The sequence below is a fragment of the Nocardia sp. JW2 genome (assembly GCF_051843015.1).
GTDB classification, from domain to species: domain Bacteria; phylum Actinomycetota; class Actinomycetes; order Mycobacteriales; family Mycobacteriaceae; genus Nocardia; species Nocardia coubleae.
In genome coordinates this window covers 1-19,073 of sequence record NZ_JBPXLK010000017.1, presented here as the reverse complement: position 1 = coordinate 19,073, position 19,073 = coordinate 1, and the positions used below count along the sequence as shown (strand labels likewise).

Genomic DNA, 19,073 nt, shown 5'->3' with positions numbered 1-19,073 from the left:
CAGCCCTATTCCTCGCAAATCAGGGTCGCTCGGCTGGGCCGGCGGGTAGTGCTGTTCGTCACGGGCGAAGCTCGACGAGCCGGTTATCCCGGGCGACGGGTGCGGAACCAACCCTCGGAATCGCAGCCGACCAGGTCGGCCAGTTCCAGGCTGGGGAGAACGGCTCGGACGGTGGCCAGGTCGAGGCCGCACTGGCCGGCCAGGTCGCGGGGTTGGCGGGAGCCGATGGCAGGGAGCGCGGCGTAGACCTCGGCTTCGGCACCGCGCAGGTGGTGGGCGGGGTCGGAGGGCACGCCTTCGCCGACGGGGAGGCGCAGGGGGCCTGCTTCCTCGACGACGTCTTCGGCGCGGGTGACCAGCAACGCCTCGCCTTCGCGGATCATGCGATGGCATCCCACCGACGACGCCGACCCGACCGGGCCGGGCACCGCCATGGCCGGGCGACCGAGGCGGCGCGCCCATTTCACGGTGTTCCTTGCGCCGCTGCGCAATCCGGCTTCCACCACGAGTACGCCGTCTCCCAGGGTGGCGATGAGCCGGTTGCGGGCCAGGAACTGATGTTTCTGGGCGGCGACGCCGGGTGGGTATTCGCTGACGACCAGACCGCTGTCGGCGATGGCGGCGAGCAACCGGTCGTGCTGGGCGGGATAGGGGCGGTCGACGCCGCAGGCCAGGACCGCGACGGTGGGCCCGCCGACGGCGAGCGCGGCCCGGTGGGCGGCCGCGTCGATACCGAAGGCCGCACCGGACACGATGGTCCAGCCGCGCCCGGCCAGATCACAGGCGATCTCGCTGGCCACCTGCATCCCGTACCCGCTGCTGCATCGTGAACCGACCACTGCCACAGCGCGTTCCGATACGGTACGCAGCGACAGCGGTCCGCGCGCCCACAGCACGAGCGGCACGGCGGCTTCCCGATCACGGTCGGTGTCGAGCTGGTCGAGACCGAGCATCCGCCAGCCTGGCCACTCGTCGTCATCAGGCGTGATGACCCGGCCACCGATTCGCTGTATGGCCTCCAGATCTCTGGCAGCCGAGTCCATTTCACGCCGCGCGGCGGTGGGACCGCGCAATGCGGCAGGCAACTCGTGCTCGCGCACCGCTCGCGCCGCCTCACAGACCCCGACCGAGGCGATCAGCGCCGACAAAGGCGCGCACGGACCTTGCACCACCCGCGACAGGTACACCCACGCCAGCCTGCGTTCATCGGCATCGAGGTCGACGGTGCCGATCGCGCTCTGCCCCGTCATTGCCCACCCCGCTGCCGGAAGTTCAACGAGGACAACACATCCTGCACGCTGGGCAGCTCCCCACCGCGCAGATCGCAGACCGTCCAGGCCACGCGAACCGCCCGATCGGCACCACGCGCCGACATCCGCCCCAACCGCAGCGCGGTCTCGATCGGCGCGATCGCGTCGGCGGGCAACCGGAACCGTTGACGCAGAATGTGCCCCGGCACTTCGGCATTGGTCGCCCAACCGTCCGCGCTCCACCGCTGCGCGGCACGTGCCCGGGCTTCGGCAACCCGTGCCGCGACGACAGCACTGGTCTCGGTCTGCTGGTCACCGAAAGCGGCCCCCGCCTGACCACGCATCTGCACCCAGATGTCGATGCGATCGAGCAGCGGACCCGACAGCTTGCCGAGATACCGGCGACGAGCGAGAGGCGCACAGATGCAGTCGACATCACGGGCGGGCGCACACGGACAGGGATTCGCCGCGAGCACCAGCTGGAACCGCGCAGGATAGCGAGCCACACCGTCACGCCGGGCGATCCGCACCTCGCCCTCTTCCAGCGGAGTACGCAGTGCCTCCAGCACTTTGGTGCCGATCTCGGCGCATTCGTCGAGGAACAGCACTCCCCGATGCGCCCGGCTGACCGCACCGGGCCGGGCCATGCCGGAACCACCGCCGATCATGGCGGTGACCGATGTCGAGTGATGGGGCGCGACGAACGGCGCGAGCGTCATCAACGGTTGTTCGGCCGTCAACGAGCCCGCCATCGAATGAATTGCCGTCGCCTCGAGCGACTCGGCCTCCGACAGCGGCGGCAGCAAACCCGGAAGACGTTGCGCCAGCATGGTTTTCCCGATTCCCGGTGGTCCCGTGAGCAGAAGATGGTGACCACCCGCCGCAGCCACCTCCAGCGCCCAGCGCGCCTCGTCCTGGCCGACGACATCACTGAGGTCCCCACACGGCACCTGGACGCCCGGCACCACACCGTCGGGTTCCAGCAGCGTCCCTTCACCGCGCAACCAGGCGACGACTGCGCGCAGACTCGTCGCACCGAGCACCTCGACGCCCTCGACCAGTCCGGCTTCGGCCACCGCCTCGGCGGGCACCACGACGGTCGGGCAGCCCGCATTGCGTGCCGCGATCACCGCGGGCAGCACACCGCGAACCCGGCGTACCCGCCCGTCGAGGGCGAGCTCGCCCAGCAGCACGGTTTTGACGAGCTTGTCGCCCGGCAGCGCACCGGAGGCGTCCAGCACCGACACGGCGAGCGCCAGATCGTAGACCGAGCCGACCTTCGGCAGCGTCGCGGGAGACAGCGCCAGAATCACTCGCCCGTCGGGCCACTTCTCCCCCGTATTGGCCACCGCGGAGCGCACCCGGTTGCGTGACTCCTGTAGGGCCGTGTCGGGCAGGCCGACAAGATTCACCGACGGCAGGCCCTGGCCGATATCGGCCTCGATCTCCACCAGCTGGCCGTCGACACCGGTCACCGCGACCGACAGCGCCCGTCCGAGGGCCATCAGAACGCCCCCGTCAGATGGTCGATCACCGGTTTGCGGCCGCGCGGAACGAGCACCGAGACCACATCGAACCGGATGCGCCGCCACGGCCCGTCCTGCTCGGCCAGCCACAGCAACGCCAATCGCCTGATTCGCTGCTGTTTACCGAAGGTGACCGACTCGGCCGGACTGCCGAAGCCGAGGCCGGAGCGTGTCTTCACTTCCACGAACGCCGTCACCGACGGGTCCTGGACGATCAGGTCCAGCTCCCCGTACCGGCATCGCCAGTTGCGGGCGACGATCTGCATCCCGGCCTCGCACAGATACTGCGCGGCCAGCTTCTCCCCGTATGCGCCGAGCGCCTGTTTGTCCGTCACAGGTGCAAGCGTGCTCCCGGCGCCGATCTACGCCGAGAGCACGACCTGCGGAAACACAAACCCTGTGGACAACTCACCCCCTGGGGACAACTCCCCTTATTCGGGCAAACGGAGGTCGGGCTTCTCCAGCTCCTCGATATTGACGTCCTTGAACGTGATCACCCGAACGTGCTTGACGAAGCGGGCGGGACGGTACATGTCCCACACCCAGGCATCGCTCATCCGCACTTCGAAGTAGACCTCGCCGTCGGCGTTCTGTGGCCGCAGCTCGACGGAATTGGCCAGGTAGAAGCGCCGTTCTGTCTCCACCACGTACGAGAACTGGCCGACGATGTCCTTGTACTCGCGGTACAACGACAGTTCCATCTCGGTTTCGTACTTCTCGAGGTCCTCAGCACTCATCGGGTGGGACATCCTCCTGCTAGCAGCGCCGCGTTCATTGATCACATCATCGCGCATGAGCCGCGCGGGTAGCCACCCGGCTACCGTCCGGCACCTCGAGTTCGCGCACATTCCGCCAAGATCGGCGGTGTTCGGTGCTCGGACCGAGCGCGCGCAGGGCCGCGGTGTGCTCAGGGGTGTTGTAGCCCTTGTGCGCGGCGAAACCGTAGCCGGGCAGCTCGGCGTCGAGCTCGACCATCATGCGGTCCCTGGTGACCTTGGCCAGGATGCTGGCCGCCGCGATGCACGCCGCGGACGCGTCGCCACCGATCACGGGCAGCGAGGGCGCGGGCAGGCCGGGGACCTTGAATCCGTCGGTCAGGATGTAGCCGGGGGTTCGGCCGAGGTGGGCGACCGCGCGACGCATCCCCTCGATATTGGCGACGTGGATGCCGATGGCGTCGATCTCCCAGGCGGGGACCACCACCACACTCCAGGCCAGCGCCAGGCGCTTGACCACCGGGAACAGTTCCTCACGGGCCGCCTCGGTGAGTTTCTTGGAGTCGTCGAGCCCGGCCAGCTTGTCGTAGGCCTTGGGCGCGAGCAGGCACGCGGCGACCACCAGGGGTCCCGCGCAGGGCCCGCGCCCGGCCTCGTCGACACCGGCCACCGGGCCGAGGCCACTGCGGATGAGCGCCGCCTCGAGCGTGCGTAGGCCACCCGCCCGGCGCATCACCACCCGCGGCGGCCAGCTGGTCCGATCCTGCCCCACAGTTCGATTGTCCCCGTGTCTAGTTGTCCTGCGGATTCTGCGAGCTCACCGGGCCCATCCGGCCGGGCGGCCAGATCTTGAACACGGTCTTGCCACGCACGTTGTCGACCGGGACGGTGCCCTGCAGATCGTCGCTCACGTGAGCGCGTGAATCGGCCGACTCGTTGCGATTGTCACCCATCACCCACAGATGCCCCTCGGGCACCTTCACCGGGCCGAACATCCGCCCCGCCGGGTACACGGCGTTCGGACGGTCGGTGAACCAGGGGTAGTCCTTCTTGATGTAGGGCTCGTCGAGCGGTTTCCCGTCGACCATCACCCGGCCCTGCGGGTCACAGCACTGCACCGTCTGCCCGCCGACGGCGATCACGCGCTTGACGAGATCGTTCTCGTCGGGCGGAACCAGGCCGAAGTAGGACAGGAAATTCTGCACACCGCGGATGGCCGCGTTGTCGGAGCGGATGGACTTGTAGTGCCCGTTCCACGATTCGGGGCCGACGAACACCACCACATCGCCCGGACCGGGCTCGGAACCGTAATAGCTGATCTTCTGCACGTAGATGCGGTCGCCGATCTGGAGCGTGTCCTCCATCGACTGCGACGGGATCACGTAGGGCCGCCCGACGAAAGTGACCATCAGGGCGGCGATCACCGCCGCGATCACGACCAGTATCGGCAGTTCCTGCCAGAACGGCCGTTGCTTCTTGTCGTCGGCCTTTTTCCTGCGCCGCTTGCCCTCGTCGCCCGAATCGGACACCGACACCGACCCACTTTCGTCTGCCACGCCGAACAGAGTAGCCCGGCGCCCCGACGTGAGTCGGGGCGCCGGGCTACTGTCAAAGATTCTGTGCCGGAAAGAGCTACCGGAAGATCAGCGCTTTTCCTTGATCTTGGCGGCCTTGCCGCGCAGGTCGCGCAGGTAGTACAGCTTGGCGCGACGCACGTCACCACGGGTCACGACATCGATGTGGTCGATGTTGGGGCTGTGCACGGGGAAGGTGCGCTCGACACCCACACCGAAGGACACCTTGCGGACCGTGAAGGTCTCGCCGATGCCGCCGCCCTGACGCCGGATCACGACGCCCTTGAAGACCTGGATGCGCTCCTTCGAGCCTTCGATGACCTTCACGTGCACGTTCAGGGTGTCACCGGGACGGAAGTCGGGGACATCGCTACGCAGCGACTTCTCGTCGACGAAATCAAGGGTGTTCATTTTCCACCTTTTCGGATTCTTCGCGCGAACAGAGGAACCTGGCGGCTCGCGCTCGACCGGTTCGTGCTCAGTACAGGGGTGCTCCCGGACATGACTCGCCCAAGGCAACCGGTTCATTGTGCCAGACGGGGTGGTCACGACTGAAATCGGGCGGCGCCGGTCACTCCTCGGCGGGCTTGCCGGAACCGGCTTCGGCCCGTCGACGCGGCAGCAGGTGCGGGTGCGGTGGCGGCGCGGGCGGGGCCGCGACGACCTTGCGCCGCAACTCGACCTCGGCGGCGGTGCGTGCGTGTTCGACGTCGGGCTTACCGGCGATCAGATCCTGGATGAAGATCTTGGCCCGGATCACCGGACGACGATAGCGCCGCTCCCGGGCGATCGCGCGCGACATCGTCTTGGGTCGGTGCCCGTAGCGCCACCGCGCCCACGGCGCTCCCGGGCGGCTCAGCCGGATCGCGCCCACCAGCAGCAGCGGGGTGAAGAACATGCCGAACAACCCGGTCCAGATCTTGCCCTTGGCGATCACCACGGCAGCCAGGACGAGATTGATCGCCACGGTGACGACGATGCCGACGCGCACCCCCACACCGGCCGACTCCCGGAAATCGTCGTAGTCGAGAAAGGTCGCCGGCTGCACCCCGAGCAGCAGCAGCCCCGTCACGGCCAGCGCGACGAACACCGCGTCCACCGAGGTGCGGCCCTGCTCCTCCCAGTACACATCGCGCAGGTAGAAGATCAGCGCGAACTCGTCGAGCACCAGCGCCGCGCCGACGCCGAAGAAGGCGGCGAGCACGCTCGAGGTGACCTGGGTGGAGTCCTCGGCGGTGGCGATCAGGCCGATGCCCGACAGCAGCACCGTGATGACGCCGAACACCATGTGGTGGATGTGGGTGTCACCGGCCTTGAGGTTGCCCGGCCACCATTTCACCTGCGCGCGGATCAAGCGCACGCTGACCCGGATCACCACGAAACCGAGGATGAACCCCAGCAGGAAACAGAGCAGGGGCAGGCGGCCGTGCGCGATCACATCGTCTTCGAGCCACCGTCGCATGCCGCCCGCCCTGTCGTCGACCTACTTGCCGAAACCGGCCCGGCGCAGCGCCTCGGCCATCGAACCGGTCGGTTCGGCAGCCGGCTTGCGCTGATTGCCGCCGCGCGGTTGCGCCTGACCCCGGCCCTGCGCGCGGGCGCCGCCCTGGCCACGACCACCCTGGGGACGACCTTGGCCACGCGGCGCACCGCCTCCACGATTGTCCCCCGTGGCGGGCTTGCCCGGTTCGTCATCGAGCCGAAGAGTGAGACCGATCCGCTGACGGGCGACGTCGACCTCGAGGACCTTCACCTTCACCACGTCACCGGACTTGACCACTTCGCGTGGATCCTTGACGAAGGTGTGCGACAGCGCCGAGACGTGCACGAGGCCGTCCTGGTGCACACCGACATCGACGAACGCACCGAACGCGGCCACGTTGGTGACCACACCCTCGAGCACCATGCCCGGCTTCAGATCGGCGACTTTCTCGATCCCGGCGGCGAATTCGGCGGTCTTGAACTCCGGACGCGGGTCGCGGCCGGGCTTCTCGAGCTCGGCGATGATGTCGCTGACAGTGGGCACACCGAACTTCTCGTCGGTGAACTCGACCGGCTTCAGCGAGCGCAGCACCGAAGTGTTGCCGATGACCTCGGCGATCGGCTTACCGGTTCGCTCGAGAATCCGGCGGACCACCGGGTAGGCCTCGGGGTGCACCGCGGAGGTGTCGAGCGGGTCCTCACCCCCGCGGATCCGCAAGAAGCCAGCGCACTGCTCGAAAGCCTTGGGCCCCAGCCGCGGCACCTCGAGCAGCGCGGTGCGGCTGCGGAACGGGCCGTTCTGGTCACGGTGGGCCACAATGCTTTCCGCGACCGAAGAGGACACACCGGAGACGCGGGCCAGCAGCGGCACCGAGGCGGTGTTCACGTCGACACCGACCGCGTTCACCGCGTCTTCGACGACGGCGCCCAGCGAGCGCGCCAGCAATGTCTCGGACACATCGTGCTGGTACTGGCCGACACCGATCGACTTGGGATCGATCTTCACCAGCTCGGCCAGCGGGTCCTGCAGGCGGCGCGCGATCGACACCGCACCGCGCAGCGACACGTCCATGTCGGGCAGTTCCGCGGAGGCGTAGGCCGAGGCGGAGTACACCGACGCGCCCGCTTCCGAGACCACGATCTTGGTCGGCTTGTTCTCGGGGATGCGCGAGATCAGTTCGGTGGCAAGGGCATCGGTTTCGCGGGAGGCGGTGCCGTTACCGATGGCGATGAGCTCGACGTCGAACCGGGCGACCAGCGCGGCGAGCACGGCAAGGGACTTCTCGGTCTGACCCTGCGGCTTGTGCGGGTAGATGACCTCGGTCGCGACGGCCTTACCGGTGGCATCGACGACGGCGACCTTCACGCCGGTGCGGTAGCCGGGGTCCAGGCCCATCGTGGTGCGGGTACCCGCGGGCGCGGCGAGCAGCAGGTCGCGCAGGTTGGCGGCGAAGACATCGACCGCGTCTTTCTCGGCGGCCTGACGCAACCGCATCCTGGTATCGATACCGAGGCTCACCTGCAGTTTGGTTCGCCAGGCCCAGCGCACGGTGTCGAGCAGCCAGGTGTCGGCGGGGCGGCCCTGGTCGGCGATGCCGAAGGCCTTGGCGATGCGGCCCTCGTAGATGGTGCGTTCACCGGGTTCGGGTTCCTCGGTGTCGGGTTCCAGATGCAGGGTGAGCACCTCTTCCTTCTCCCCGCGCAGCAGCGCGAGGATCCGGTGCGAGGGCAGCTTGTGGAACGGTTCGCTGAACTCGAAATAGTCGGCGAACTTGGCGCCCGCCTCTTCCTTGCCCGCACGAACCGTCGAGGTGACCTGGCCCCGGTTCCACATCATTTCGCGCAGCTCACCGACCAGGTCGGCGTCTTCGGCGAAGCGTTCGACCAGGATCGCGCGAGCGCCGTCGAGCTGCTCGGCGGTGTAGTTCGCGGGGTCGGTGTTCGGGTCGGTGATGAGCGCGTCGGCCACGGGTTCGTGCCCGGCCTCGCGCGCGATCTGGGCCTTGGTGCGGCGCTTGGGCTTGTAGGGCAGGTAGATGTCTTCGAGGCGGGCCTTGGTCTCGGCGAGCATGATCTGCTCGTGTAGGGCCGGATCGAGTTTGCCCTGGCCGCGGATGGATTCGATGATGGCGCCGCGTCGCTCGTCGAGCTCGCGCAGGTAGCCGAGCCGTTCTTCGAGCTGACGCAACTGGGCATCGTCGAGGCCGCCGGTGACCTCCTTGCGGTAGCGCGCGATGAACGGGACCGTCGAACCACCGTCGAGCAGTTCGACGGCGGCGCGGACCTGCGTCTCACGCACCCCCAATTCGTCGGCGATCCGCCTGCCCACGCTGGCCAGGATGGTCGTGCTGTCGGTCGGAGTGCCGTTCGACGTCGAACGGGCGATCTCGGGCGCTGTCGTCACAGCCGCAGAGACTACAGCGCCCCGCCGACACCCGGCTCGATCCCAGGTCAGCGCACCGTCGTGAGCTCGGGATCGGTGATCGGCCGATCAAGGAGCGTGTCGGGCCGGTCGAGCAGGAACTTGTCGAACATGGCCGCCACACAGCCGTGCACGAGGGTGGCCATCCGACCGGAGTCGATCGCGCCGATGTAGCGGGCGGCGGCTGGTTTCGCCGCGGCGGGAACGAGGGCGGGCATGTCGGTGAAGTCGTAGTGCGCCGAATTCGCTACGGACAGATGACGTTTCCAGCCGGTGCCGGTGCGCCAGAACGCATCCAACGACGGATTCGCGTCGCCGACCTCCTCGATCTGGCTGCTGGTGAGCACCAGCGTCGGCCGGTCCGTGCCCTCGGTGGCCGCGCGGCCGAACGCCGCGTCGACGCCGATCTGTCCGTCCAGGTCGACGGCAGCATCGATGCGCCGATCGGTGTGCATGGCCTCCACGGCGGTGTAGCCGCCGGAGGAATGGCCGACGGCACCCACCCGGTCCAAGTCGAGAATCGGGCCGAGATCACCGGGCAGCGGGTCCTGTTCAGCGTCCGGGTTCTCCCCCGCCGCGAGCCGGGTGAGCGTGTCGAGAACGAAGCGGAAGTCGAGCAACCGTGCGGCGATGTACTTTTCGCGGATGGTGGTGTCGAACCCGTTGGGCGCCTCGGCGGGACGGACGAGTCGGCCCCCGGGGAACTCGACGGCCGGACCGCTTTCATAGGTGTGATCCACGGTGACAACCACATACCCCCGCGACGCCAGGTCCTCGGCCAGCCCGGTTCCGAGGATCCGGGACACGCCGGCGCCCGGTGAGTACAGCACCACCGGATACCGGCTGCCCACACGAGCGGGAGCGTCGCGCCGGGAATGGGTGAGGATGCCGGGTAGCTCGACGCCGAGTCGCTGCTCGAGGTCCACGATCAGCTCGGTCGACAGGTAGTGCGCCGGTGGGTGCGCCTCGGTGGCGGTGGCCGGGTAGAACACCGACACCATCAGTTCCCTGTTCCGGTCGGGTACGAACGGGTCGGGTCTGGTCGCATCGACCAGGTGCAGGGTGGTGGTGCCGACCGGCAGCGCACCACCGGGAGCGGGCAGCATGCTCACGCCGGGCGCGGCGGCGCTGGTCGCACCGTTGGACGCGACCAGCGCGCACAGCATCGCCATAACCATCGAAAGGCGACGGATCACCTTGTCCCCCAGTGTCTTACGCGGAGGGAAGGAGCACCCATCCGTCGCGTCAGGCTAGCAAAGGACGCATCAGCCGAGGAGATCCTTGGACAGTTCGCGCATTTCGGCCTTGCGGACCTTGCCGGTGACGGTCATCGGGAACTCCTCCACCACATGGACGTAGCGGGGAATCTTGTAGTGGGCGAGGCGGCCGGTGCAGAAGTCGCGCAGGGTGTCGGCGTCGAGATTGTCGGCGCCCTCGCGCAGGCGTACCCAGACCATCAGTTCTTCGCCGTATTTCTCGTCGGGGACGCCGATCACCTGGGCGTCGACGATGTCGGGGTGGGTGTAGAGGAATTCCTCGATCTCGCGGGGGTAGATGTTCTCCCCGCCGCGGATCACCATGTCCTTGATGCGGCCGGTGACCGAGAGGTAGCCGTCGTCGTCCATCACGCCGATGTCGCCGGTGTGCATCCAGCGGGCGGCGTCGATCGCCTCGGCGGTCTTGTCCGGCTGGTCCCAGTAGCCCAGCATCACCGAGTAGCCGCGGGTGCACAGCTCGCCGGGTTCGCCGCGCGGCACCGTGCGGCCGGTGTCGGGGTCGACCACCTTCACCTCGAGGTGCGGTCCGACGCGGCCGACGGTGGCGGTGCGGCGTTCGATGCTGTCGTCGCGGCGGGTCTGGGTGGATACGGGGCTGGTCTCGGTCATGCCGTAACAGATCGATACCTCGGCCATCCCCATCCGGTCGATCACCCGCTTCATCACTTCCACCGGACACGGTGAACCGGCCATGATGCCGGTGCGCAGGCTCGAAAGCTCGTGGGACGCACCGTTGTCGAGCTCGGCGAGCATGGCGATGAACATGGTCGGCACACCGTAGAGCGAGGTGCATCGTTCGGCGTCGACAGCGGCCAGTGTGGCGGCCGGATCGAACGACGGCGCCGGGATCACCACCGCCGCACCGTGTGAGGTGGCCGCGAGGTTGCCCATGACCATGCCGAAGCAGTGATAGTAGGGAACCGGCACACAGACCCGGTCGGCGCTGGTGTAACCGCACAGCTCGCCGACGAAGTAGCCGTTGTTGAGGATGTTGTGGTGGCTCAGCGTCGCACCCTTGGGGAAACCGGTTGTGCCCGAGGTGTATTGGATGTTGATCGGGTCGTCGGCCGACAGGGTCGCCGCGATGGCGGCCAAGCGTTGCGGGTCCGGTGCCGTCTCGGCCACTTCCTGCCACTGGGGTGTGCCGAGGATCAGGACCTGCTCCAGCGCAGGGCAATTCGGACGTGCCTGCTCGATCATCGCCACGTAGTCCGAAGACTTGAACTCCGCGGCCGCGATCAGTGCCCGCACCCCGGCCTGCCCGAGGACGTACTCGAGTTCGCTGCTGCGGTAGGCGGGGTTGATGTTCACCAGGATCGCGCCGAGCTCGGCCGTCGCGTACTGCACGAGATACCACTCGGCGCAGTTCGGTGCCCAGATGCCCACCCGGTCACCGCGCCCGATGCCGCGGGCCGCGAGTCCGGTCGCGACGGCGTCGACGGCCGCCCCCACTTCGCGATAGGTCCAGCGCCGGCCGGTCGCCCGGTCGACGAGGGCTTCCTGATCGGGATAGGCCGCGATGGTCCGGGCGAGATTCGCGCCGATGGTGTCGCCGAGCAGCGGAGTGCTCGCGGGGCCGCAGGCGTAACTGAGTTCGGACATCACCGGGTCTCCTTGCCGCGCAGCAGGAACCGCTGCACTTTCCCGCTGGGCGTTTTGGGCAGACTCGCGACGAAATGTACCCGTCGCGGATAGGCGTGAGCCGCGAATTCGTCCTTCACCAGCTGTTGCAGCTCGGCAACCAGCTCGTCGTCGCCGCCATCGGCGGACACCACGAACGCCTCGAGCACCTCGCCGCGCAGGTCGTCGGGCATGCCGACGACGGCGGCCTCGGCGACCCGTGGGTGCATCACCAGCACGCTTTCCACCTCGAACGGGCCGATCCGATACCCGGCCATGATGATCACATCGTCGTCGCGGGCGCTGAATCGGAAGAATCCGTCGGCGTCGCGGGCACCGACGTCGCCGGTGAGGTACCAGCGGCCGTCGGCGGTGAACCGTGCCGAGGTGCGTTCGGGATCGTCGAGGTAGCCGAGGAACCACAGCAGCGGACTGTGGTCGGTGTCGATGGCGACCCGGCCCACCTCGCCGGGCGCGGCCTCGGTGTCGCTGTCCTCGGCGAGCACCGCGCACGCCCAGCCCGGCAACTGCCTGCCCATCGAACCGGCGGGGGCGTCGACGTCGAGGTCGGGGTGCCAGGCGTGGCAGATGACCATGCCGTGCTCGGTCTGGCCGTAGTGGTCGCGCACCGCGACACCGAGCGCGTCACGGGACCAGGCGATGACCTCGGGCGTGAGCGGCTCCCCCGCCGATGATGCCCGGCGCAACGCCACCCCGTCCGGCACCTGCCCGTCGGCGCGCAACGCCCGGTACACGGTCGGCGCGGCGGCGAAATTGGTGACACCGAAGCGGTGCAACACCTCCCAGGTCAGGGGCGCGGAGAAGCCGGCATGCAGCAGCAGGCTGCGCACGCCGGTGGCCAGCGGTGCCAGGATCGCGTAGTACAGCCCGTAGGCCCAACCCGGGTCGGCCGCGTTCCAGTAGACGTCGTCGCCACGGACGTCCAGGGCGAATTCCTGGTAGGCGTGGAAGGAGGCCAGCGCGCGCACCGGAATCGGTACACCCTTGGGGGTGCCGGTGGTGCCGCTGGTGAACAGCTGGACCAACAGGCCGTCACCGCCGACCGTGACCGGAACCGCCCGCGGGTCGTCGGCCCGGTGCGTATCGAGCAGGTCATGGAATGACACTGTGCCGGGCAGGGCGTCGCCGGCGACGATCGTGATGGGCGGGCTCGTCGGTCCATCAGCCGATCCCGACGAGTCGCGTGGGGCGAGCAGCGGCTCGGCATCCGGACCGGTCCGCTCACTCGGTGTGGCCGGGTCGCCGGACGGGAATCCCTCGCAGGCAAGTAGTTTCGGTGCCTGGTCGGCATCGGCGACGACAACCTTGGTGTTGCTCGCCGCTAGCCGGAACTCGATCGCGGGCGGCGCGAAGGCGGTGAACAGCGGCACATGCACCGCGCCACGACGCCAGATTCCCAGCAGCGCCACCACCAGATCGGCGGACTTGGCCATCAGCGTGGCCACCCGGTCGCCCGGGCCGACGCCGAGCCCGGCCAGTGCGGCCGCGAACCGCGACGAACGCTCCCGCAGCTCACCGTAGGTCAGGTCACGGACGCTCAGGTCTGGCTCGACGATCGTGAACGCGATCGCGTCGGCCGGATGCCCGTCACAGAGCAGTTCGGCCGCGCACGCGTCGGGGCCGTCGTAGCGGTCGAGCAGGTCGCGTACCCGCGCGTCCAGGTCGGTACTCATCGCAGTTCTCCTCAACACCGTGCCGGTCTCGCATAGAATGTGGCACACCTCACGTTCGCCACTACCCCCGAAAAGGGGTGATCCATGAGCTCCCTGTTGCGTCCCCGCGACGGCGACGCCCTGCGCGCCGAGATCCGCTGGGTGTCGCGCCGGGCGAACGTGCCGGTGGTGTTCGGCGGCCCCGTCGACGAGGACACCTTGTTGCTCACGGAGTTCGTCGGCACCGTCACCACCGGTTTGCGCGGGCTGTCGGTGCTGCGCACCTCCGGCCTCGGCGGCCAGGCGATGGAATACCGCAGACCGGCGGCCGTGGCCGACTACCGCCGCGCGCCCACCATCACTCACGACTACGACGCGGCCGTCTCGGGCGAGGGGCTCCGCTCGGTGATCGCCGTGCCGGTGGTGGTCGGGGACCGGCCGCGCGCGGTGCTGTACGCGGCCACCCGCGGCGCGAGCCCCCTCGGTGACCGCACCGCCGACGTGATCATGGCGGCGGGCAGGCGGCTGGCGAACGAGATCGCCGTGCGCGACGAGGTGGATCGGCGGGTGCGGTTGCTCGAGCTCGCGGAACCGGTCGCCGCGACACCGGCGACCGAGGAACTGCGCGAGATCCACGCCGAACTGCGTGCCATGTCGGCCGCCGTCGACGATGCCGCGCTCCGCGATCGGCTGGCGGGTGTGTCGGCACGACTGGCCGCCGTGATGACCGGGGCACCCGTCGACGAAGCCCCTCGGCTGTCGCGGCGCGAGATCGACGTACTCGCCCAGGTGGCCCTCGGCTGCACGAATCAGGAAGTGGCGCTTCGGCTCTCACTCGGGGCGGAGACGGTGAAGAGCTATCTGCGGCACGCGATGAGCAAGCTCGACGCAGGCACCCGTCAGGAAGCTGTGGTGACGGCGCGGCGGTACGGGCTGCTGCCCTGAGTCACGCACCTGTTTCCGGACGGAACCAGCAATCCTCGTTCTGGACGATCACACAACGAACAACCCCAAGTGATACCCAAATGTCTTTAGCGCAAAACAATCTCGGCGCGGATTCCGACCGGTACCGTCGATCCGATGACGGAGCCTTTTCAGCTGGCCGGCCTCTCCCTCGACTGCGCCGACCCCGAGTCTCTCGCCCGTTTCTACCTGGGGCTGCTCGGCGGCCGCGTCCTGTGGAACGACGAGCACAGCGTCGGTATCCGCATACCGTCGGGTCTGACGATCGCGGCACAGTACGTGGAGGGCTACTACCCGCCGCAATGGCCTGGCACGCCTGCGGTGTACCTGGACCTCGCGGCCGACGCCGACCTGGATCTGTGTGAACAGCACGCGCTGGCGGTGGGTGCCACGCCCGCACCGGTACAACAGGATCCGCGCTGGCGGGTACTGCTGGACCCGGCCGGGCATCCGTTCTGCATCACCACGCGGGTGATGGCGAACTAGTCGGGCAGCAGATCGGGCCTGCGCTCGCGGGTCCGCCGCAGCGACTGCTCGCGACGCCAGGCGGCGATCTTCGCGTGATCGCCCGACAGCAGGATCGGCGGCACCTCGAGACCGCGCCAGGACACCGGGCGGGTGTAGCTGGGGCCCTCGAGGAGGCCGTCGGAGAACGAATCCTCTTGGTGTGACTGCTGATTGCCGAGTACACCGGGGATCAGCCGGACCACGGCCTCGGTCATCACCAGTACCGCGGCCTCGCCGCCGATGAGCACGTAGTCACCGATGCTCACCTCTTCGACGCGCACGCGGCGGGCGGCGTCGTCGAAGACGCGCTGGTCGATGCCCTCGTAGCGGCCGCAGGCGAACACCAGGTGTTTCTCGGTGGACCAGCGTTGGGCGGTGGCCTGGGTGAAGGGCACCCCGGCCGGGGTGGGGACGACGAGCAGCGCGTCGTCGGGGCACACCTCGTCGAGCGCGTCGCCCCAGACGGTGGGCTTCATGACCATGCCGGGGCCGCCGCCGTAGGGCGAATCGTCGACGGACTTGTGCACGTCGTGGGTCCAACGGCGCAGGTCGTGCACACCGATCGAGATCAGGCCCTTGTCGACGGCCTTGCCGAGCAGCGCTGTGCGCAACGGCTCGAGATATTCCGGGAAGATCGTGACGACATCGAGTTGCACGAATTACTCCGGATCGAGCAGGCCCTCGGGCGGGGTGATGACCACCAGACCGTCGGCGACCGACACGGTCGGCACGATGGCGGTGACAAAGGGAATCAGAATTTCGCGGCCGTCGTCCGCGGCGCGCACCGACAGCAATTCGCCTGCGGCGGAATGCAATACCTCGGTGACCTTGCCGACGACGGTGCCGTCTTCGAGTTCGACGCGCAGACCTTCGAGCTCGTGGTCGTAGAAGGCGTCTTCGTCGTCGGACGGCGGCAGGGTCTCGCTGTCGACGACGAACAGCATGCCGCGCAGTGCGTCGGCGGCGGTGCGGTCGTCGACGTCGTCGACGAAGACCAGAAGCCGGCCCGAGTGCTCTCGGGCCGACTTCACGGTGAACTCACGGGTCGCCGAGGACTTCGGCATGCGGCCGTGCAGGGTGGCACCGGGGGCGAACCGGACATCCGGCTCATCGGTGCGCACCTCTACGACGAGCTCACCACGCACTCCGTGCGACTTGGCGACCCGACCTACGACGAGTTCCATCTAGGCGTCGGTGTCGACCACGTCGACCCGGATGCCCCGGCCACCGATACCGGCGACCAGGGTGCGCAGCGCGGTCGCGGTACGACCACCGCGACCGATCACCTTGCCCAGGTCTTCAGGATGGACATGCACCTCGACGGTGCGTCCACGACGGCCGGTGAGCAGCTCGACGCGGACGTCGTCCGGGTTGGCGACGATGCCACGAACCAGATGTTCGACGGCGTCGGCAACAACGGCAGTCATTACTCGGCAGCCTCGGTGGCCGGGGTCTCCTCGGCGGCAGCCTCGTCCTTCTTGGCGGCCTTCTTCTTCGGGGTGACGGCCTCGGCGACGGGCTCGTTGTCGGCGGCGGCCAGCGCGGCGTTGAACAGGTCGAGCTTGGACGGCTTGGCCGCCTTCACCTTGAGGGTGCCCTCGGTGCCCGGCAGGCCCTTGAACTTCTGCCAGTCGCCGGTGATCTCCAGCAGACGCTGCACGGACTCGGTCGGCTGCGCGCCGACGGACAGCCAGTACTGCACGCGCTCGGAATCGATCTCGATCAGCGAGGGCTCTTCCTTCGGGTGGTACTTGCCGACCGACTCGATGGCCCGGCCGTCACGACGGGTGCGGGCGTCGGCGACGACGACGCGGTACTGCGGGTTGCGGATCTTGCCCAGACGGGTGAGCTTGATGCGAACAGCCATGCTGATCTGCCTCTTTCAGTAGTTTGGTCACCACGCGATTCGGCGACCCACATGGTCTGCGGGTCCGGTTTCGCGCATGAAGTGCGTGACCGCCGCGCGGTACGTAACCGGAGACGGGCTGACACTGTCCAGGGAGGACGGTGGTCCATTGTGCCAGACGGGCCGAGCGCAGCCGAAATCGGCTCGACTAGGTCGACCTCAGCGCAACTGTGAGGTATCGACGAGGACCGGTACCGGTGCAGGCGCCTTCACCGTTTCGCCGCCGTCAGCGAAGACTTCCTGACGATATCCGGCCTCACCAAGGCTGTAGCCCCAGAATCGAGGCGGCTTTCCGATCGGCAGCTCGACAATCCACAGATTCGGGATCCTCGCCGCCGCGTAGGACGCGATCTTCGTGTCTCGTTCCTCACGCGTATTGCCGGGCGACCAGACCTCGACCGCGAGGAGCACATCCTCGGCCGCGAAGCTGACGTGACCGATCTCCCCCGCGATAACGGAAATGTCGGGGATGACGGCGGTCCGCAGCGGCGTGCTGATGCGCACGCCCACGGCGGGCAGAACGTGGAGGTCGGACCGTTCGGCTACTCGCAGCGCATCCCGCAACATCACGGCCAGCTCGAACGACGCATATTGATGCGAACCACCCGGCGGCGGCGTCATGTGCAGGTACCCCCAGATGAGTTCGAGTCGCGATCCATCCACCGGCTGCTGTTCGGCAAGCCAGTCTTCCACTGTTGTCGGGCCCAACGGGTGGATCATCGAAACCTCGGCGCTCATGGTCATTTCGTCCGACCTCCCTGTGCACCACTGATGGCCACTCGAACTCCGACACGTTCCCCACGGCATCGGCACCTGCGACGGGGCACTGTCAAGTGTAGCGATTACGCGGGCCGACCAGCGCGTTACGCAACCCGGAACCTCACGTTGCGATCAGCGGTGGCCGGTGACCGGGTTGGGGGTTTTGACGACCATGCCGCGGAGGACGACCCAGAGGGGGTCGGTGAGGGCGGCGAGGGTGGTGCGGGGGTCGTCGGCGTAGACGACGAAGTCGGCGGGGGCGCCTTCGGTGATGGATTCGCGGCCGAGCCAGGTGCGGGCGTTCCAGGAGGCGGCGCCGAGGGCGTCGTGGGGGGACAGGCCCGCGCCGGACAGGGCGGCGATCTCGTCGGCGATGCGGCCGTGGCGGATGGAGCCGCCCGCGTCGGTGCCCGCGTAGATCGGGACGCCCGCCTCGTGGGCCTTGCCGACGGTGTCGCGGACGCGGCGGTGCAGGTCGCGCATGTGGGCGGCGTAGACGGGGAATTTGGTCGCCGAGTCCGCGATGCCCGGGAAGGTGTCGATATTGATGAGGGTGGGGACCAGCGCGGTGCCGTTGGCGAGCATCAGTTCGATGGTGTCGTCGGTGAGGCCGGTGCCGTGCTCGAGGCAGTCGATGCCGGCGTTGATGAGGCCGGGCAGGGCGTCCTCGCCGAACACGTGGGCGGTGACGCGGGCGCCGTTGGCGTGCGCGGCGTCGATCGCCTGTTTCAGGATGTCGTCGCTCCACAGCGGACGCAGGTCCCCCACCGACCGGTCGATCCAGTCGCCGACGATCTTGACCCACCCGTCGCCGAAGCGCGCCTGTTCGGCGACGATCTCGGGCAGGTCGCGTTCGTCGTCGAGTTCGATGCCGAGTTCACGGATGTAACGCTTCGGCCGCGCGATGTGGCGCCCCGCGCGGATGATGCGCGGCAGTTCGGCGTGCTCGTCGATGAACCGGGTGTCGATCGGTGAACCGGCGTCACGCAGCAGCAGGGCGCCCGCGTCGCGCTCCGTCTCGGCCTGCTCGATCGCACCCTCGCGCGTCTCGTCACCGCCGCCGTACCGAATACCGACGTGACAGTGAGCGTCTACCAGACCCGGCACGATCCACCCTGTGCGACAGAGGGTTTCGGCCCCCGCCACCGGCTCGAACGTCACCGCACCGTCGACCACCCAGAGGTCGAGCTCCTGATCACCGGGAAGAACCACACCACGCAGATGCACACCAACCTCCAGACGTCAGCCTGCCCCCAACCTACCGCCAACACCCCACCCCGACCCCCCAAGCCATATTCCCAGCCACCCGGCACCACCTAGATCCGCCATGACAGCATTCCCAGCCCCGCACGACCCGACCTCGAGGAGGGTCCGCCGCGAAGCGGCGTAGCGGCCCGG

The 19,073-nt window shown here is 68.3% G+C and carries 20 protein-coding genes; 2 read left to right on the top strand and 18 right to left on the bottom strand.

Going from position 1 to position 19,073, the window contains the following annotated elements:
• Nucleotides 1-83: 83 nt before the first annotated feature.
• The 12 genes from dprA to ACSVDM_RS21705 form a co-directional block, all read right to left on the bottom strand.
• The gene (dprA, locus tag ACSVDM_RS21760; RefSeq protein ID WP_439267371.1) at nucleotides 84-1,250 is read right to left on the bottom strand and encodes a DNA-processing protein DprA; all 1,167 of its coding nucleotides are present in this window, start codon (nucleotides 1,248-1,250) and stop codon (nucleotides 84-86) included.
• Nucleotides 1,247-2,755, bottom strand: a complete 1,509-nt coding sequence (locus ACSVDM_RS21755) for a YifB family Mg chelatase-like AAA ATPase (protein WP_439267369.1) — start codon at nucleotides 2,753-2,755, stop codon at nucleotides 1,247-1,249. Before ACSVDM_RS21755 ends, dprA begins: the two co-directional genes overlap by 4 nt.
• Nucleotides 2,755-3,111: a YraN family protein gene (locus tag ACSVDM_RS21750; RefSeq protein WP_067496228.1), complete on the bottom strand. Its 357-nt coding sequence runs from the start codon at nucleotides 3,109-3,111 to the stop codon at nucleotides 2,755-2,757. Before ACSVDM_RS21750 ends, ACSVDM_RS21755 begins: the two co-directional genes overlap by 1 nt.
• Before the next feature lie 96 nt (nucleotides 3,112-3,207).
• Complete coding sequence (locus tag ACSVDM_RS21745; RefSeq protein ID WP_011210678.1) at nucleotides 3,208-3,513, bottom strand: DUF2469 domain-containing protein; 306 nt, start codon at nucleotides 3,511-3,513, stop codon at nucleotides 3,208-3,210.
• 46 nt (nucleotides 3,514-3,559) lie between these two features.
• Nucleotides 3,560-4,264 carry a ribonuclease HII gene (locus ACSVDM_RS21740; RefSeq protein WP_084476864.1) on the bottom strand — a complete coding sequence of 235 codons (705 nt, stop codon included), beginning with the start codon at nucleotides 4,262-4,264 and terminating at the stop codon, nucleotides 3,560-3,562.
• Nucleotides 4,265-4,283: 19 nt separating this feature from the next.
• Complete coding sequence (lepB, locus tag ACSVDM_RS21735; RefSeq protein ID WP_370465683.1) at nucleotides 4,284-5,048, bottom strand: signal peptidase I; 765 nt, start codon at nucleotides 5,046-5,048, stop codon at nucleotides 4,284-4,286.
• An 87-nt stretch (nucleotides 5,049-5,135) separates the two neighbouring features.
• Nucleotides 5,136-5,477 carry a 50S ribosomal protein L19 gene (rplS, locus tag ACSVDM_RS21730; protein WP_019048201.1) on the bottom strand — a complete coding sequence of 114 codons (342 nt, stop codon included), beginning with the start codon at nucleotides 5,475-5,477 and terminating at the stop codon, nucleotides 5,136-5,138.
• Between the two features lie 160 nt (nucleotides 5,478-5,637).
• A complete protein-coding gene (locus tag ACSVDM_RS21725) occupies nucleotides 5,638-6,528 on the bottom strand; it encodes a hypothetical protein (protein ID WP_439267366.1) in 891 nt (296 codons plus the stop codon).
• Nucleotides 6,529-6,549: 21 nt separating this feature from the next.
• Nucleotides 6,550-8,952: a Tex family protein gene (locus ACSVDM_RS21720; RefSeq protein ID WP_439267364.1), complete on the bottom strand. Its 2,403-nt coding sequence runs from the start codon at nucleotides 8,950-8,952 to the stop codon at nucleotides 6,550-6,552.
• Nucleotides 8,953-8,999: 47 nt separating this feature from the next.
• The gene (locus ACSVDM_RS21715) at nucleotides 9,000-10,136 is read right to left on the bottom strand and encodes an alpha/beta hydrolase family protein (protein ID WP_439267362.1); all 1,137 of its coding nucleotides are present in this window, start codon (nucleotides 10,134-10,136) and stop codon (nucleotides 9,000-9,002) included.
• Nucleotides 10,137-10,235: 99 nt separating this feature from the next.
• The gene (locus ACSVDM_RS21710; RefSeq protein ID WP_439267361.1) at nucleotides 10,236-11,849 is read right to left on the bottom strand and encodes an AMP-binding protein; all 1,614 of its coding nucleotides are present in this window, start codon (nucleotides 11,847-11,849) and stop codon (nucleotides 10,236-10,238) included.
• Nucleotides 11,849-13,561 carry an AMP-binding protein gene (locus ACSVDM_RS21705; protein ID WP_439267359.1) on the bottom strand — a complete coding sequence of 571 codons (1,713 nt, stop codon included), beginning with the start codon at nucleotides 13,559-13,561 and terminating at the stop codon, nucleotides 11,849-11,851. Before ACSVDM_RS21705 ends, ACSVDM_RS21710 begins: the two co-directional genes overlap by 1 nt.
• Before the next feature lie 84 nt (nucleotides 13,562-13,645).
• Here ACSVDM_RS21705 and ACSVDM_RS21700 point away from each other — a divergent pair, with 84 nt between their 5' ends.
• Both ACSVDM_RS21700 and ACSVDM_RS21695 read left to right on the top strand, forming a co-directional pair.
• Nucleotides 13,646-14,485, top strand: coding sequence for a helix-turn-helix transcriptional regulator (locus ACSVDM_RS21700; protein WP_067496211.1), 840 nt, complete (start codon nucleotides 13,646-13,648; stop codon nucleotides 14,483-14,485).
• A gap of 135 nt (nucleotides 14,486-14,620) precedes the next feature.
• A complete protein-coding gene (locus ACSVDM_RS21695; RefSeq protein ID WP_067496209.1) occupies nucleotides 14,621-14,989 on the top strand; it encodes a VOC family protein in 369 nt (122 codons plus the stop codon).
• On the opposite strand, the gene trmD is transcribed toward ACSVDM_RS21695, so the two are convergent.
• The 6 genes from trmD to ACSVDM_RS21665 form a co-directional block, all read right to left on the bottom strand.
• On the bottom strand, nucleotides 14,986-15,666 hold the full coding sequence (trmD, locus tag ACSVDM_RS21690; protein ID WP_439267357.1) for a tRNA (guanosine(37)-N1)-methyltransferase TrmD: 681 nt from the start codon (nucleotides 15,664-15,666) through the stop codon (nucleotides 14,986-14,988). The genes ACSVDM_RS21695 and trmD overlap by 4 nt on opposite strands.
• A 3-nt stretch (nucleotides 15,667-15,669) precedes the next feature.
• Nucleotides 15,670-16,194 carry a ribosome maturation factor RimM gene (gene rimM / locus ACSVDM_RS21685; protein WP_067496205.1) on the bottom strand — a complete coding sequence of 175 codons (525 nt, stop codon included), beginning with the start codon at nucleotides 16,192-16,194 and terminating at the stop codon, nucleotides 15,670-15,672.
• Entirely contained in the window at nucleotides 16,195-16,437 is a 243-nt protein-coding gene (locus tag ACSVDM_RS21680) for an RNA-binding protein (protein ID WP_056811833.1), read from the bottom strand. It lies immediately after the preceding gene.
• On the bottom strand, nucleotides 16,437-16,877 hold the full coding sequence (gene rpsP / locus ACSVDM_RS21675) for a 30S ribosomal protein S16 (protein ID WP_067496202.1): 441 nt from the start codon (nucleotides 16,875-16,877) through the stop codon (nucleotides 16,437-16,439). The genes ACSVDM_RS21680 and rpsP overlap by 1 nt, the downstream gene beginning before the upstream one ends.
• Nucleotides 16,878-17,075: 198 nt before the next feature.
• A complete protein-coding gene (locus tag ACSVDM_RS21670) occupies nucleotides 17,076-17,660 on the bottom strand; it encodes a Uma2 family endonuclease (protein WP_439267354.1) in 585 nt (194 codons plus the stop codon).
• A 147-nt stretch (nucleotides 17,661-17,807) separates the two neighbouring features.
• Entirely contained in the window at nucleotides 17,808-18,902 is a 1,095-nt protein-coding gene (locus ACSVDM_RS21665) for a metal-dependent hydrolase family protein (RefSeq protein ID WP_439267352.1), read from the bottom strand.
• Nucleotides 18,903-19,073: the final 171 nt, after the last annotated feature.